This is a genomic window from Halorubrum marinum (assembly GCF_048381195.1).
Classification (GTDB): domain Archaea; phylum Halobacteriota; class Halobacteria; order Halobacteriales; family Haloferacaceae; genus Halorubrum.
This window is the reverse complement of the sequence record NZ_JBLWMM010000006.1, coordinates 130,459-145,784: the sequence shown is the minus strand read 5'-3', so window position 1 is coordinate 145,784 and position 15,326 is coordinate 130,459. Positions and strand designations below refer to the sequence as shown.

16 protein-coding genes are annotated in these 15,326 nt (G+C 67.0%); 9 read left to right on the top strand and 7 right to left on the bottom strand.

Annotated elements, in window-relative coordinates; genetic code table 11:
• The first annotated feature begins 86 nt into the window (after positions 1-86).
• Together ACNSN4_RS10045 and ACNSN4_RS10040 are read left to right on the top strand one after the other, a co-directional pair.
• A complete protein-coding gene (locus ACNSN4_RS10045) occupies positions 87-1,451 on the top strand; it encodes a YihY/virulence factor BrkB family protein (protein WP_418285681.1) in 1,365 nt (454 codons plus the stop codon).
• Positions 1,452-1,493: 42 nt separating this feature from the next.
• Positions 1,494-2,480 (top strand): phosphatase PAP2 family protein, encoded by a 987-nt coding sequence (locus ACNSN4_RS10040; RefSeq protein ID WP_418285680.1) that lies wholly within the window; start codon positions 1,494-1,496, stop codon positions 2,478-2,480.
• Between the two features lie 35 nt (positions 2,481-2,515).
• On the opposite strand, the gene glnA is transcribed toward ACNSN4_RS10040, so the two are convergent.
• A complete protein-coding gene (gene glnA, locus ACNSN4_RS10035) occupies positions 2,516-3,886 on the bottom strand; it encodes a type I glutamate--ammonia ligase (RefSeq protein WP_418285679.1) in 1,371 nt (456 codons plus the stop codon).
• A gap of 126 nt (positions 3,887-4,012) precedes the next feature.
• On the opposite strand from glnA, the gene lrp reads away from it, so the two are divergent.
• The gene (gene lrp / locus ACNSN4_RS10030; protein WP_418285678.1) at positions 4,013-4,474 is read left to right on the top strand and encodes an HTH-type transcriptional regulator Lrp; all 462 of its coding nucleotides are present in this window, start codon (positions 4,013-4,015) and stop codon (positions 4,472-4,474) included.
• Between the two features lie 15 nt (positions 4,475-4,489).
• Here lrp and ACNSN4_RS10025 read toward each other — a convergent pair whose 3' ends face one another.
• Together ACNSN4_RS10025 and gap are read right to left on the bottom strand one after the other, a co-directional pair.
• Positions 4,490-5,710, bottom strand: a complete 1,221-nt coding sequence (locus ACNSN4_RS10025; protein WP_418285677.1) for a phosphoglycerate kinase — start codon at positions 5,708-5,710, stop codon at positions 4,490-4,492.
• A 127-nt stretch (positions 5,711-5,837) separates the two neighbouring features.
• Positions 5,838-6,890: a type I glyceraldehyde-3-phosphate dehydrogenase gene (gene gap, locus ACNSN4_RS10020; RefSeq protein ID WP_418285676.1), complete on the bottom strand. Its 1,053-nt coding sequence runs from the start codon at positions 6,888-6,890 to the stop codon at positions 5,838-5,840.
• A 241-nt stretch (positions 6,891-7,131) separates the two neighbouring features.
• Here gap and ACNSN4_RS10015 point away from each other — a divergent pair, with 241 nt between their 5' ends.
• Positions 7,132-7,527: an Hsp20/alpha crystallin family protein gene (locus tag ACNSN4_RS10015; protein WP_418285675.1), complete on the top strand. Its 396-nt coding sequence runs from the start codon at positions 7,132-7,134 to the stop codon at positions 7,525-7,527.
• 48 nt (positions 7,528-7,575) lie between these two features.
• Here the strand turns inward: ACNSN4_RS10015 and ACNSN4_RS10010 are convergent, their stop codons facing one another.
• On the bottom strand, positions 7,576-8,505 hold the full coding sequence (locus ACNSN4_RS10010; RefSeq protein WP_418285674.1) for an ATP-grasp domain-containing protein: 930 nt from the start codon (positions 8,503-8,505) through the stop codon (positions 7,576-7,578).
• 115 nt (positions 8,506-8,620) lie between these two features.
• Positions 8,621-8,911 carry a translation initiation factor eIF-1A gene (gene eif1A, locus ACNSN4_RS10005; RefSeq protein ID WP_418285673.1) on the bottom strand — a complete coding sequence of 97 codons (291 nt, stop codon included), beginning with the start codon at positions 8,909-8,911 and terminating at the stop codon, positions 8,621-8,623.
• A 144-nt stretch (positions 8,912-9,055) separates the two neighbouring features.
• On the opposite strand from eif1A, the gene ACNSN4_RS10000 reads away from it, so the two are divergent.
• Together ACNSN4_RS10000 and ACNSN4_RS09995 are read left to right on the top strand one after the other, a co-directional pair.
• Entirely contained in the window at positions 9,056-9,235 is a 180-nt protein-coding gene (locus ACNSN4_RS10000; protein ID WP_418285672.1) for a DUF7470 family protein, read from the top strand.
• A 93-nt stretch (positions 9,236-9,328) separates the two neighbouring features.
• Positions 9,329-9,574, top strand: a complete 246-nt coding sequence (locus ACNSN4_RS09995; RefSeq protein WP_418285671.1) for a DUF8151 family protein — start codon at positions 9,329-9,331, stop codon at positions 9,572-9,574.
• 48 nt (positions 9,575-9,622) lie between these two features.
• Here the strand turns inward: ACNSN4_RS09995 and ACNSN4_RS09990 are convergent, their stop codons facing one another.
• Positions 9,623-11,302, bottom strand: a complete 1,680-nt coding sequence (locus ACNSN4_RS09990) for a cryptochrome/photolyase family protein (RefSeq protein WP_418285670.1) — start codon at positions 11,300-11,302, stop codon at positions 9,623-9,625.
• A gap of 105 nt (positions 11,303-11,407) precedes the next feature.
• Between ACNSN4_RS09990 and ACNSN4_RS09985 the strand changes: the two genes are divergently transcribed.
• From ACNSN4_RS09985 to ACNSN4_RS09975, 3 genes are all read left to right on the top strand, one after another.
• The gene (locus ACNSN4_RS09985) at positions 11,408-11,605 is read left to right on the top strand and encodes a hypothetical protein (RefSeq protein ID WP_418285669.1); all 198 of its coding nucleotides are present in this window, start codon (positions 11,408-11,410) and stop codon (positions 11,603-11,605) included.
• A gap of 83 nt (positions 11,606-11,688) precedes the next feature.
• Positions 11,689-12,663, top strand: a complete 975-nt coding sequence (locus tag ACNSN4_RS09980; protein WP_418285668.1) for an aldo/keto reductase — start codon at positions 11,689-11,691, stop codon at positions 12,661-12,663.
• Between the two features lie 238 nt (positions 12,664-12,901).
• Positions 12,902-13,348: a hypothetical protein gene (locus ACNSN4_RS09975; protein WP_418285667.1), complete on the top strand. Its 447-nt coding sequence runs from the start codon at positions 12,902-12,904 to the stop codon at positions 13,346-13,348.
• 383 nt (positions 13,349-13,731) lie between these two features.
• On the opposite strand, the gene ACNSN4_RS09970 is transcribed toward ACNSN4_RS09975, so the two are convergent.
• A complete protein-coding gene (locus ACNSN4_RS09970; protein WP_418285666.1) occupies positions 13,732-15,207 on the bottom strand; it encodes a glutamate-cysteine ligase family protein in 1,476 nt (491 codons plus the stop codon).
• Positions 15,208-15,326: the final 119 nt, after the last annotated feature.

Sequence of the window (15,326 nt, the reverse complement as noted above, 5' to 3'; positions counted from 1 at the left end):
CTCTCAGAACCCCCTCTCAGAACCCCCTCCGAGGCCGTTTCGCTCCACCCGTCCCGTTTTTGTCTCTCTCGGACGAACCGTTGAGCGTGACCCGACACTCGTCCGCCGCGACCGGTACGTCCCGAGGTAGCCGTCTCGTCGACACGATCCGCCGCGTCGTCGACACGGCGATCGACCGGCAGGTGACGTTTCTCGCCGCCGCGATCGCCTACTACGCGTTCGTTTCGCTCATTCCCGCGCTTCTGTTGCTCGTCGTCGTCGCGAGCGTCGTCTTCGGCGAGACCATCGCCGGCGAGCTGGTTGCGGCGACCGGTGACTTCCTCACGCCCGCCGGGGAAGAGGCGATCGCGGCCGCGATCTTCTCGGCGGGCGGACGGACCGGTGCGAGCGTGCTGGGACTCGCAGTGTTGATCTGGTCGACACTGAAGGTGTTCCGCGGGCTCGACACCGCGTTCGTCACGCTGTACGGGGGTGAGGGAACACCGGACTTCCTCAAGCAGGTCACCAACGCGGCGTCGGTCGTGTTCGGCGTCGGCGTCGGCATCGGCGTGATGGTCGTCGTCGGGACGTTCGTCGCGACCGTCGCCGCGGTTCCGTTCGTCGGGGCCGCGAGCATCCTCGCGCTACCCGTCTTCCTGACCGTCGTCTTCCTCCCGATGTACTACCTGCTCCCGCAGCCGAAGATTCCGATCCGAGAGGCGCTGCCGGGTGCGGTCTTCGCCGGCGTCGGCTGGACGGTCCTGCAGGCCGGGTTCCAGCTGTACGCCGCGGGCGCCGCCCAGTATCAGGTGTACGGCGTCATCGGCGGGATCTTACTGCTCGTCACGTGGCTGTACGTCGCCGCCATCGTCGTGGTGGTCGGCGGCGTGATCAACGTCGTTCTCGCAGGGCGGACGACCGTCCCCGAGTTGGTCGGCTCGTCCGTCGGCGTCGCCCCGACGCCAGCCGCCTCGCGCTCTGCCGCCGACGGCGACATGGACCGGCAGTTACAACACGACCGCGGCCGACTCACGGGTATGAACGGCGAGTCGGACGGCGCTCGGGACGCCGGCGACGACGAACGACCGCAGGGGGCACCGGACGTGGCGGCGCTACAGGAGGAAGTCAGTCGGCTCCGCGCGGAGTTCGACGCGTTCGAGGACGACGTTGAACGGCGCACGGTCGACAAGCCGGCCGTCGAATCGGAGCTCAAACGATACGTCCGGTCGCGGATGCGTCGCGGTCACGCTCGCGGCTGGGGACCGTACCTCGTCCTGCTGTACGGCACGGTGCTAATCTTAGGCGCGTTCTCGTTCCTCGACGGGCTCTACGCGATCGGCGCGATGCTAATCTTAGGGCTGTCGACGCTCGGGCTGTACACCCTCTTCATCGTCGTTGGGATCGGGCTAAATCTGCTCGAAACGCCCGGAAAGGCACTCGATTACGCTCGTACCCGCGGCGACGATGACTGAGCGGCGTCGCGACGGGACCCTGCAACGTAGAGGGCGGTGCTCGTGACCGGATTCGTCACGGCCGACCGCGGGATCGGCGAGTTCGCGGTCGTCGACGCGGTTCCCGAGTTCGTCGTCGTCGTCTTCGCCGCTGTCACGCATCTCGCGGACCCGTGGTTCCTGTTCGGGCTGCTCGCGCTGGGCTACTGGTTCGCGAGCGACCGCGTCTCCGCCGCGCCGCGGCGGGCCGGTGCGACCGCGATCGCCGTCGTCACCTGCGCGTACGCCGTCGTCGCGCTCGGCAAGGCGTGGTTTGCGGTACCGCGGCCGCCCGGTGCAATGGGACCGGCCGACGTCCCGGTGTGGCTCCCCGGAGCCCTGTCTGCCTGGTACGAGGCGCAGGTGCTTTCGGACGGGTTCGGCTTTCCGAGCGGCCACGCCACCGGCGGTGCGGCGGCGTACGGCGCGTTAGCGCTCTTATACGACCGGACGTGGACCCAGCGGCGCCGTCTCCTCGTCGCGGCCGCGGTCGCGCTCGCCGTGGCCGCCTCGCGGGTAGTTATCGAAGTCCACTTCCTCGTCGACGTCCTCGCCGGCGTGCTCGTCGGCGGTACCGTCGTCGGCGGCGCACTGTGGCTCGCGGGTGACTCGCGATTCCGTGGGTGGTGGGGTCGTCGCCGTCACGCGCTTGATGGTGGCGTCGCACCCACTACAGCGCTCGATCCGCTTCCCGTGTTTCTGCTCGCTGCTATCCTCTCTCTCCTCGCCGCCGGAGTCGCCCTCGCCGCGGGAGACACCGGTGAGGTCGTGGAGGCCGGTATCGGGATCGCGACGGGGGTCGGCGGGGCACTCGGATGGCTGCTCGTCGACGGCGACGAGCCGCCCGTTTCGGCTCGGGTCGCGGCACCCGCCCTGCTCGCGACTGGGGGCCTCTGGGTCGGCGCGTACGCGGTCTCGTCGTCGTTTCTCGTTACGGTCAGCGCGACGACGGCGGCGGTCGCGGTCGTGATCGCGTTGCCGGCGCTGCCGGCGCTGACCGTTCGAGAGTAGCGAAAAAATCCGACTGCTGCGTGTTCTGAAGCCGCTCAGAACGTTTCGAGGTAGCGGTCCTCTTCCCACTCGGAGACCTGGGTGAGGTACTCGCTGAACTCCTGAGACTTCGCCTCGGCGAACTTCTCGGAGGTGTGCGGGCCGAGCGCGTCCTGCAGCACCTCGTCGGTTTCGAGCTCCTCGACGGCCGCACCGAGGTTCGGCGGCAGCGTGTCGATGCCGTACTCCTGGCGTTTCGCGTCGTCGAACTCGTAGATGTCCTCGCGGACCGGCTCGCCCGGCTCGGCATCGGTCTTGATGCCGTCGAGACCGGACGCGATGAGCGACGCCAGACCGAGGTAGGGGTTACACGACGGGTCCGGACTGCGGACCTCGAAGCGCGCGGAGACGCCGGCGGCGTCGGGGACGCGGACGAGCGCCGAGCGGTTCGTGTCGGACCACGCGACGTAGATCGGGGCCTCGTAGCCGGGCACCAGCCGCTTGTAGGAGTTCACGGTCGGGTTGGTGACGGCCGTGAACGCCTTGGCGTGGTTCAGGATACCGCCCATGAACTGGTAGGCCGTCTCGCTCAGGTTGAACTCGTCGTCGTCGTCGGCGAAGGCGTTGCCGTCCTCGTCGAACAGCGAGATGTGGGTGTGCATCCCCGAGCCGTTGATCTCGGCGATCGGCTTGGGCATGAACGTCGCGTGCAGGTCGTGCTGGCTCGCGACCGCACGGACGACGGCGCGGAACGTCGCGATGTTGTCCGCGGTCGTGAGCGCGTCGTCGTACTTGAAGTTGATCTCGTGTTGGCCCTCGGCGACCTCGTGGTGAGAGGCCTCGATCTCGAAGCCCATGTCCTCGAGGGTGAAGATGATCTCCTTGCGAACGTCGCTCGCGAGGTCCTTGGGAGCGAGATCGAAGTAGCCGCCGTTGTCGTGGGGGATCGTCGTCGCGTTCCCCTCGTCGTCGGTCTTGAACAGGAAGAACTCCGGCTCGGGACCGATCGAGACGGAGTAGCCCATCTCCTCGGCCTCCTCGAGGACGCTTTTTAACACCTGTCGCGGGCCGCCGGCGAACGGTTCTCCCTCCGTAGTCACGATGTCACAGATGAGCCGTGCGGCCCCGCTGTCGCCGTCACCGTCGCTGCGCCACGGGAGCACGGAGAACGTCTCGGGGTCGGGAACGAGCCGCATGTCGGACTCCTGAATGCGGACGAACCCCTCGATAGAGGAGCCGTCGAAGTAGATGCCCTCGGTGAACGCCTTCTCCGCCTGGTGCGCCGGCACGGAGACGTTCTTCACGACGCCGAGGATGTCGGTGAATTGGAGCCGCAGGAAATCGACGTTCTGTTCCTCGATCTCGTCGAGTACCGCCTGTTCTTCGGCCGTGAGGCCGCCGTCTGGTTTCGCGTGTTCGTCCGTCATGTTCTGGACACTACATTCGTTATCTGCCAGTATAAAGGCCTTATCGCTTGGTGCATGAACCGCCACTCTCCGCAAAACGCTGGACGTTCGTAAAATTCTAAACCCCTCACGGCGTGGTTAGGTGTGATGACGTACGAAAACCTCGACGCGAAGCTCGTCAATTCCCTTCTCAGCAACGGGCGTGCAAGCCTGCGTAGCCTCGGCGACGAACTCGACGTGTCCGTGACGACCGTCTCCAATCACCTCCGCGACTTAGAAGACGAGGGCGTAATTCGCGGCTACACCCCCATCGTCGACTACGACAAGCTCGGCTACGACGTGACGGCCGTGCTCCAGCTCAAAGTCGAGGGGAGTGCCTTGCCCGACGTCACGGAGAAGCTGCGCCAGGAGAAACAGATGGTGAGCGTGTACGAAGTCACCGGGGACTACGACGTGATCGCCATCGGAAAGTTCACCGACACGGACGGGATGAACGACCAGATCAAGGCGATCCTCACCGACGCCGACATCCGCGAGTCGAACACGAGCGTCGTGCTCAACGCCGTCACCGAAAACGAGCAGTTCGATCTCGACCTCGACGAGGAGTAAGCCGACCGCCGCCTTTTAAGCACCTGCCGCGTCCTGTAACAGCTCGACCGCCGGCAGGGGTTCGCCCGTGAGCGCGCGGATGTACGCGCCGCCCGCGATGGAGACGTGCGAGAAGTCGGCCTCGTCCATGCCGTACATCTCGATGGCTCGAGAGGTGTCGCCGCCGCCGATAACGGAGAAGCAGTCGGTCTCGGCGATCGCTTCGAGCACGCCGACCGTGCCGTCGGCGAAGCGCTCATCCTCGAACACGCCGAGCGCCCCCTTCACGAACACCGCGTCGGACTCGCGGATCGGCGGTTCGTAGTCCGCCACCGTCTCGGACCCCACGTCGAGGTATCCCTCGGTCTTCTCGTCGATGTCCTCGACGGCGACCTCCGCGCGGTCGCCGTCGGATCCCTCGTACGCGAGGTCGGTTGCAAGTCGGATCGCGTCGCCGCGTTCGCCGAGCACGGACTCGATCAGCTCGCGGTTCTCCTCCCACTGCTCGTCGAACAGCGCCATGTCGCCCACGTCGTGGCCGACGGGGTGGCCCGCGGCGCGTAAGAACAGCTCACCGGCGACGCCGCCGAGCAGGAAGCGGTCCACCGTCTCGTCGAGCGCGTCCATCACGCCGATCACGTCGGTCGCCTTCGTGCCGCCGACGACCATCGTCACCGGGCCGTCGAACTCGCGGGTCGCGATGGCGGTGTTGGCCTCGTACTCGGTCTCCATCACGCGGCCGGCGTACGCCGGGAGGACGAGCGGGAAGCCGACCAGCGAGGCGTGCTTGCGGTGCGCCGCGGAGTAGGCGTCGTTGACGTAGGCGTCGAAGTGCGGCGCGAGCGTCGTCACGAACGCGGTCTCCGCCTTCTCCTCGGGCGACGCTTCGGGGAGCTCGTCGTCGCACATCCGCGTGTTCTCCAAGAGGAGAACCTCACCCGGGCCGAGGCCGTCGATCGCCGCGAGCGCCTCGTCGCCGTAGGTGTCGGCGACGAACGCCACGTCGCGGTCGATGTGGTCGGCGAGAATGGCCGCGTGGCCGGAGAGTGAGGTGAAGTCGTCGCGGCCGGGGCGGCCCTGATGGGCCATACACACGACGCGGTGACCGTCCTCGGCGAGCTCCCGAACCGTCTGGGCGTGGCGCTCGAAGCGGCGGTTGTCTTGCGGTTCGCCGTCCTCGATCGGCGAGTTGAGGTCGAGTCGAACGAGGACGCGGGAGTCGGCCGGGAGGTCGTCGATGGTGTCGAAGGTGGACATGAGTGAATAGTCGTCGATAGGGTACTTATTGGTGGTTCTCCGGGGAAGCGTTGCAGCTAGCGCGTCGGCGACCGGTGCGGCCGGCACGACGGTGAGCGTCGTGACCGAACCGTCGGCAAGCGATCGCTTACGATTCGTCGGTGACGTACGCGGCCATGTCGAGCATCCGGTTCGAGAACCCGTACTCGTTGTCGTACCACGTGAGGATCTTCAGCAGCTTTCCACCGGCGATGGTGTTCGTCGACTGCAGGTCGACGTAGCTGGAGAACGGGAGGCCGACGATGTCGCTGGAGACGACCTCGTCGTCCGTGTAACCGAGGACGCCCGCGAGCGGGCCGGAGTCGGCGGCGTCGCGGAAGGCGTCGTTGACTTCCTCGACGGTGACCGTCTCGTCGAGGCTGACGACGAACTCGGTGAGCGAGCCGTTCGGGACCGGGACGCGCATCGCCATCCCGTCGATTTTCCCGTCGAGCTGCGGGAGCACCTCTTGGGCGGCGCCCGCAGCGCCGGTCGAGGTCGGAACGATGTTCTCGGCGGCCGCGCGGCCGCGGCGCGTCTTGGCCTTCGGGCCGTCGATGAGCGCCTGCGAACCGGTGTACGCGTGGACGGTCGTGAGCGTGCCGGCGTCGATGCCGAACTCCGCGTCGAGCACCTTCGCGACCGGCGTGATGGAGTTCGTCGTACAGGAGGCGTTCGAGATCACGTCGTCGCCCTCGTACTCGTCGTGGTTGACGCCGTAGACGAGTTGTTTGACCGGCTTTTCTCCCTTCGGCGGTGCCGAGATAATGACCGTGTCCGCGCCCGCTTCGACGTGCGCGCTCGCGTCCTCGTGTGTCCGGAAGATGCCCGTACACTCCAGCGCGACGTCGACGTCGAGCTCGTCCCAGGGGAGCTCCGTGGGGTCTTGGACGTTGAACAGCGGCACCGACGTGCCGCCGATCGTCAGCTCGTCGCCCTCGCGCTCGACGCCGTCGAGTCGACCCATGACGGTGTCGTACTTCGCGAGGTACGCCATGTCGTCGAAGTCCATCACGTCGTTGATGCCGACGAGTTCGACTCGCGGCGACTCCAGCACCGCGCGGAACACGTTGCGCCCGATGCGTCCGAAGCCGTTGAGTCCGATACGCACGACCTCGTCGTCGCTCACGTCGTCCCCCGCGGCGAGATATGATTTACTCATATCCGAAAAAGCGAACCCCAGATACTTAAATCCGACCCAGTCGGCCTGAGATCGTCATAATCGTTCGAATTTGTTACGGACGGTTGCCGCCAGTCGAGCCATTCTGTCTCGCGCCGACCGCCGATCTGACCGGTCGCTAGTGGTTGGCTCGCCCGTTACTCGACCCTAATCTAGCCGTCGATCGGCGGCCAAAACGGCGACCGACAGAAGGCTTATCGGGGTCACCGCCGTCACACCAGACATGGACAGAGACGACCGCGACGATCCGTTCGGAGATTTCTTCGAGGAGATCGAGCGGATGATGAACGAGATGGCCAACGCCAACGCCGGCGCGGGCGCAGGCCCCGGGACCGAAGACGCTGGCTTCGGCGCAGAGACGCACGTCGACGCGTACGCGACGGAAGAGAGCGTCCGACTCGTCGCCGACCTCCCGGCTATCTCGAAAGAGCAGCTCTCCCTTCAGTGCGACGGTGAAGCCCTCACCATCTCCGCGGCTTCCGACCGCCGGGAATACGACGAGACCGTCGAGCTCCCCGCAGCGGTCGACGAGCACTCCGCCGACGCGACGTTCAACAACGGGGTCCTCGAAGTGACGTTCGACCGCGACGACGACACCGCGTCGATCGACCTCGTCTAGACCGACCGATCGACGCTTACGCCGCGGCGTTCAGCAGCGCTTGTCCGTTTACCGACCGTTTTCTACGGCTCGCTCAACGACCGCTGCGAGCCGGTCGTAGAAGTCCGGCTCGTACTTCGTGGCGGCGTCGACCGTCGGACGCGCGTTCGTCTCGTTGACGACGAGCCGACCGTCCGTCTCCAGCAGGTCGACGCCGAGGTAGTCGATGTCGAGCGTCTCGGCCGCCCGCTCCGCCAGTTCGCGCGCCCGGTCCGGGAGATCGATCCCGGTCGCCTCGGCGCCCCGGTGGACGTTGTGTTTCCACCGTCCGACCGCGAGCGCGTCGTCCGGGAGTTCCCGGCGAACCGCCCCGGCGTAGTCGCCGTCGACGACCATCGCTCGGTAGTCGCACGCGTCCGGCAGGTACTCCTGGATCAGATACGACTTGTCGCCGGTCGCCCGGTAGTCGTGGACGAGGTTCAGGTAGTCGACGATTCCCAACAGCGAATCGAGGTCGTGCGCCGCCGCGACGCCGACGCCGCGAGTCGCGGAGTTCGGCTTGACGACGACCGGATACGAGAGCTCGGCGACGGCGTCGGCGACGACCGACTCGCTCACGGGGTTCGACAGCATGACCGTCCGCGGGGTGGGGAGTCCGGCGTCGTCGAGCGCCGCGAGCACGCCCGCCTTGTTCCGCGAGGTGAGCACCGCCTCGCGGCCGTTGACCCACGGCACCGACAGTCGAGTGTCGACGACGGCCCCCTCCATGAGCCGGGTGGGGTAGACGAATCCGACGTCGAACCCGTCGAACTCGTCGGTGGGCCCCGTCGCGTCGGGAGTGGCGGTTACGCGATCCCCCGAGACGCGGCTGGCGTCCCCCGACACGTGGAGCGCGCGCTCCTTCGCTCGCACGTGACAGACGTCGATCCCGCGGTCGGCGAGCGGCTCGCGCACGCGTTCGTACGTCTCCGCGTCGGTCGTCATCGCGAGCCGGAGCATGTACTCTCGTCAGGTCCGTTCGGAGTTAAAAGCCGCGAGGAGCCCGGCCGGGCCGCTGCCGCGCCCTTGGTCTACCGCGCTCCCGGTCAGCCGCGATGGGTCGTCCGTGCCCGGGTCACTGCAGGTGCCCTTCCTCACGGAGCTGTTCGGCCTCGCTCTTCTCGTAGCGCCACGCGATGTCGGCCTTTTCGTCCTGCCAGTCCCACGGCTCGACGAGGACGATGTCGTCCTCGCGGATCCAGACGCGCTTCTGCATCCGACCCGGGATGCGCGCAGTCCGCTCTTTCCCGTCCGCACAGCGGACTCTGACCCGGTTCGCGCCGAGCATCTCGACGACCTCCGCGAACACCTCGTCGTCGTCGGGCATCCGGAGGTCGTTTCGACCGTCGCCGTCTCCGTTGCTCATGCGTACGGGATGATACGCGCTCTTGGAAATAAAAGGGACGCTCTCAACGTCGTGGATCGGTCCCCGGCTCCCGTCGTGTGCGACCGCCGGGCCGCGTCCGCGCAAAACGCCTCTTTTAAGTCTTGAGGCCAGCGACTCGGCCACATGCGCGACACACTCGGAACGGAGGGCATTGTCGGCGTCGTCGTCGTGTTGCTCGCGGTCGGGCTGTTGATCGCACACGACCCCGTCGTCGGTGCGGCGCTGTTGCTGCTGCTCGCCGGGGTCGCACTGATCGCGAAAGGAGTTGCGGACTCCACGATGCGCGCGTTCGGGCTCAAATGAGGGGCTCGCGGCGCTCTGTCGTCCGCTTCGTTGATCTGTTGTCCGTCGCGTCGCTCCCGAAAGAGTCATATTCGCTGCCCGCCGCGGGCCGGTATGGTTGACGTACCTTCGTTCGCGGTCGAACTGATCGAACTCCTCGCCATCATCGCGGGGGCCGGAGCGGCCTCGGCGATCGGCATCGTCCTCGAACGGTTCGGCTTCGAAGCGGCCGTCGGCGGCGACCTCATGCTCGGCCTCTGGGCGGCCGGAATGGGGCTGTTGGCGCTGTACGTCGGAATCGTCGCGCTCGGCTACGAGCAGGCGCTCCCCCGGCTGCGGCGGCTCGCCGCCAGCGAGTAATCGCGTCACAGCGACGCTCACGCGACGCAGAATACCCCGCGCAGCTCCTCACAGCTCTCCCTGCTCCGCCAGCTCCCGCACCGTCCCCGCGCGTTCGCGAATCGCCTCCCACTCGGCCTCGTCTTTGGCGTCGACGTGCGAGTACATCAGCCCCATCCGCCCGGTCCCGCGGAGCGTCTCCTCGGTTTCTTTCAGAAAGTCCCAGTAGAGGGCGTTGAACGGACACGCCCCCTCGCCGGTCGTCCGCGAAACCGTGTAGGGACACGACGCGCAGTGATCGCTCATGCGGTTGACGTAGTTACCCGAGGAGGCGTACGGCTTCGAGGAGAGCACGTCGGTCCCGAACGAGCCCATCGCGACGACGTTCGGCGTCGTCACCCAGTGGTACGCGTCGACGAAGCCGAGATGAAACCACTCGTTCAGCTCCGCGGGGTCGACGCCGTACACGAGCGCGAAGTTCGACAGCACCATCAGTCGCTCGATGTGATGCGCGTAGCCGAGTTCGCGGACGTGCCCGACGGCCTCCGAGAGACAGGTCATGTCGGTCTCGCCGTCCCAGTACGCGGGCGGCAGCTCCCGCTCCTGGCTCAGTTGGTTCGCTCCCCCCAGCTCCGGCATCGCTTCGCGGTAGACGTGGCGCACGAACTCGCGCCACCCGAGCACCTGTCGGATGAACCCCTCGGCCGCGTTGAGCGGCACCGGTGTGAGGTCGTCGGCTGTCGCGTCAGGGGGCGCCGTTCCGCCGTCGAACGCGTCCAGCGTCGCGCTCGTCGAGTCCGGCCCGACACCGGCATCGGCGTCCGGATCGTACGCACCCGGCTCCGCACCGCGCTCCTCGTAGGCCGTCTCGACGGCGCGGACCGGCTCGCGCGGGTCGAGGAGCCCGAGGTTGATCGCGGGGGAGAACAGCGAGTGCGAGAGGAACGGCTCGCCCGTGACCATCGCGTCCTCGTACCGCCCGAACGAGGGGAGCCGGTCGCGGACGAACGCGTCGAGCGCGGCGAGCGCGTCCTCGCGGGTCACGGGCCACGCGAACCCCTCAAGCGACGCCGACCCCCACGTGTCGAACCGCTCGCGAACCCACGCGTGGGTCTCGCGGGTGCGCTCGTTCGGCTCGAACCGCGGCGGCTCCGGCGGCTCCCAGTCGTCCGGCGGCGTCTCCTGGTTCAGACCGTCGTAGTTCCACTCGCCGCCGACCGGCTCGTCGCCGTCCATCAACACGCCCGTCTTCCGCCGGACGTGACGGTACCACCCCTCCTGCCGGTAGCTCCGTGCGGCGGCTCCGTCGGCGTCGACGAGTGGGCCGTCTTCGGGCGGTGCGTCCGCCCACTCTCGCCAGTCCTCCGGCGTCGTCCAGAACAGCTCGTTGTCGAGCAGCTCCAGCGATCCGCCCCGTTCCGTGACGAGCGCTCGGAGACGCTCGCTCGCGCCGTGGCTCGCCGGGCGCATCAGTCGGAGGTGGGGGTCCGTCCGATCGTTCAGGAACTCGTCGAGTCCTTCCCCGAACGACTCCGCTTCGAGGTACGTCACGTCGCGTCCGCGGTCCCGGAGGTCGTCGCGGAACTGTCGCATCGCGGAGAACACGAGCGTCAGCTTGTGGGCGTGGTACGGCTTTCGGTCCGCGAACCCGTGCGCTTCGATCAGCAACACGTCGTCGGCCTCGGCGAGCGCGTCGAGGTCCGGGTTGAGTTGGTCACCGAGCAGCCACAGCGTCGTTCGGTCGCTCACACCGATCGCACGGGTTCCATCGACATAGCTCCGGGGGCCGAACGGGGTCGCGGCCGACGATCGTACATCCGCGCCTTTTTGGTACGCCTGGGAGACCAGACCCATATGGACGAAATTCTCACGAACTGGCTCCTCGGCCTGATCGCCGCCCTCCTCGCGGTCCTCGTACTCGACTCGACCGGCCAGTCGTTCCTCGCCCCCCTCGCCCCGGTCGCGAACGTGCTCGCGCTCGTCACCTTCCTCGCGTTCGTCATTCTCACCGGCGCGTTCTTGGTGTACACGGCGTCGTTCCGCGACGCGTAGGCGGTGTCCCGCGGGTAGTGCAGTCGGGAGGAGTCACGTGACTCCGCGAATACTTTTTTACGCCGACTCTGTCTCCTCTCCCCATGGAGTACACGACGCTCGGAAACACCGGAACGACGGTGTCGAAGATCTGTCTCGGTTGCATGAGCTTCGGCGACTCGGACTGGCGCGAGTGGGTCCTCGACGAGGAGGAGGGAAAAGCGATCGTCGAGCGCGCGCTCGAACTCGGCGTGACCTTCTTCGACACCGCGAACATGTACTCGAACGGCGAGTCGGAGCGCGTCCTCGGTGAGGCGTTGGAGGGCCACCGCGACGAGACGGTCGTCGCCACCAAGGGGTACTTCCAGATGGACGAGTCGAATCCGAACTCCGGCGGTCTCTCGCGGAAGGCGATCGAACAGGAGCTGGAGCGCAGCCTCGACCGACTCGGCACGGACACGATCGACCTGTACCAGATTCACCGGTGGGACGACGACACACCGATAGAGGAGACGCTGGCCGCGCTCGACGACGCGGTCCGCCGCGGACACGTGCGGTACATCGGCGGTTCCTCTATGTGGGCGCACCAGTTCGCCGAGGCGCTTCACACGAGCGATCGCGAGGGGTACGAGCGATTTGCGACCATGCAGAACCACTACAACCTCGCCTATCGGGAGGAGGAGCGCGAGATGCTCCCGCTGTGTGAAAAAGAGGGAGTCGGCGTGATGCCGTGGAGCCCGCTCGCACGCGGCTACCTCACCCGCCCGCACGAGGAGATCGACGCGACGACTCGCGGTGAGACGGAGGAGTACATGTACCGACACCCGTATCGCGAGGGCGGTGGCGAGGAGATCAACCGCCGCGTACGGGAACTGGCCGGGGAGAAGGGCGTGAAGATGGCGCAGATCGCGCTTGCGTGGCTGTTCCACAAGGAGTGGGTGGACACGCCGATCGTCGGGACGACGAGCGTCGAACACCTCGAAGACGCCGTCGAGGCGCTCGACGTCCGTCTCTCCGACTCCGATATCGAGTGGCTGGAGCAGCCGTACGAGCCGGTCCGCGTCTCCGGACACGAGTGACCGCGTCTCCACGGTCACGGCTTTAGATCGCGTCTTTGGTCGCAAACGAGCACGCACGTACCCGGACACGGTGTCTGAACGGTGGCAACCACATCCGGCAGTCGATCGGGGCCCGGAGGCGACGGAGTGTCCGAACCGTCACAGGCCGGTCCGGTGTGACGATTCGTCTACCGGTATAAACGCACCGTCGAAAGCCGGAGCAACAACCCTTTTCGGCCGGGCTGCCGAACCGTGGCTCATGGCAGACGACGAGGCCACTGACGCCGACACCGACGACGGACAGGCTCCTGACGCCGAGGGCGACGACGGCGAGGAGAAATCCTTCCGCGAGCGCGTCGAGGAGATCCGCGAGCGCCGCGAGCAGGAGCGCGAAGAGGGCGACCGCCCCGACCCCGAGGAGATGATGGGTGGCGGCGGCCCGCCAGGTATGGGCGGAGGCGGCGGCGGTAACCCCTTCGCGCAGATGATGTCCGGCATGATGGGCGGCGGCGGTCCCGGTGGTGCCGGTGGCCCGCCGGGCATGGGCGGCGGCGCCCCCGGCGGTCCCGGCGGTCGGTCCGGTGAGGGCGGCGGCGACCAGGTCGGTAACGAGGAACTCGTCCGCGAGGTCCGACAGCTCCGCGACGAGGTCCGCGACGCGACCCGCCAGCTGCAGCGCATCGCGCAGGCGCTCGAAGACGACTGACTCGGCGACGGCTCTCTGCGGCCGCAGTTTCTCTCGCGTTTTTCCACGCGCGGAAGCGCTGCGTTCGTCCGGTGATCGAGGGCGGGAGCGGGTGTTGAAGTTCCTCTGCGACAAGACGGTCCGTCGGAGAGGTGTGAGGGTTCGGTTGCGGTGCGGGTGGGACCTCAAAGAGCCAGTCGCGAGAACGACGGTCGGTGGTACGTACACGGGCCGTCTTGATCTCGCTCGGTATACCTGCGGGTTTCGACGAGGCCGACATCGACGACTCTGTCGAGGGGGTAGTGGCGTGAACTGTCGTCGATACCGACCACCTCCTCCCGTTCTGTGGGACTCAGGTCTCCGCTGTGGACGAGTCGGAAGGGCGTCTCGTATCCGGTACGGTGCTATTCGAGCCAGTGAACGAATGGCTCCCCCGTCTTGGCCCGCCGGATGTACTCCCGTTGCATCCCGGCGATGGCGGCTTCGAGGTCGTCACCGGCGTCGAGTCGAGCGCTGACGCGGTCGCGCTTCCACGTCGCTGGCGTCGTCCGGGTGGCCCAGCGGCGCTCGACGGGGCCGAGCAGCTCGTCAATACGGGCGTCCGTCAGTCCTCGGTCACGGAGGCCGGTGCGAGCCAACGCGAACAGGTCCGGATAGCAGACCGCTGGGTCGTCCGTTCGGTCGCCGTCGCGAGTCACCCACGCGAGGGAGGCATCTAGTCCGTCACGGCTCGCCGCGTAAAGCGACTCCCGGGCGGCCTGCCACGGGAGGTCGACAAGGGGATGGTCGCTGGTGACACTGCCATGAAGCAGGCCAGCAACGAGGGCCTGGAACCCGATGACGTCGGCCGCGCTCGGTTGGGCAGCGAGCGGCCGGTACTCAAGCCGAGGTCCCTCGGGGCCGAACACGGGCCTCACCCACCGCCAGCAGGTTCCCTGCTTGTGTAGCAGCTCCCAGTAGTCGGCTTCGAACCCCTCAGAAGGCGTTTCCGGGAGCCATTCGCGAAGGTGCGGCGCACACAGCCGGTCGTCGACGATACGGTCGACGGCGTCCGTCGGGGAGTCGATATCGCGGGGCAACCGAACTTTGCCGCGGTCGCGGACGTTCATCGACTCGAACACGGGGAGTCGGAGCTCGACCCCGGCCGTCAACACCGTCTCCGTGTCGGCGTCGGTGTACAGTTCGGGCGGGAGAAACGGGGAGTTCGCCGCCAGCGCCACCAGCGGGCCGACGGTTCGCAGCGCCGCGTTGAAGTACTGCGCGAACGCATCGATCGGCGACTGGAGGTGGATCTGTAGTGAGGCGGCTAACGACTCGACGAGGATCGTTTGGAACGTCCGATGACAGCCGGGGAGCTCCAACTCGATCGAACCGTGGCTGGTAATATCCGCATCCAGCGCGTAGTACCGATTCACCGGCGAGAGGTTCGTCGGAACGTCGATATCTCCCCGCGTCTCGGTGGCGGATAGATAGGCCATCGCTCCCTCTGGCGGGCCAATGGTCCAGATTCCGTCGGTCACGAACTGCCGGTCGTGGGCCGCAAACGCGTCACGGACCGCAGTAACGCTCTCGGTGAGCCCGTTCGCCTGTCGCGTGATGCCCTCCGGATCGAACGTCGTCGGTGGCGTGTTCAACTCGGCGTTATGTCGCCCCAGCTCCCGTTCACAGACCGACGACATCGCCGTGTCGGGGGCAGCCGCGAGCCGCCCGTCGCTATTCACGGTGTAGCCTTCAACTTCAAGTCCGAGTCGAAATCCGCCGTTGAACGCGTCGGCTCTGATCGCCTCTTTCAGCGCCGCTGCCTGTCGGTCGACCCGACGCCGGAACCGCCGCCGCGTCGACGCGCGCTGGCTCTGTCGGACGACCTCAGCGCAGTCCATATCGCACGTTCAGCGCCCAATACCATGATACTTAGTACCAATACACAGGGTAGTCGTCGACCATGGCGACGAAACCGCCACACCCGGCGTGGGGTATATACGCGCGAGCGGCTTACGTG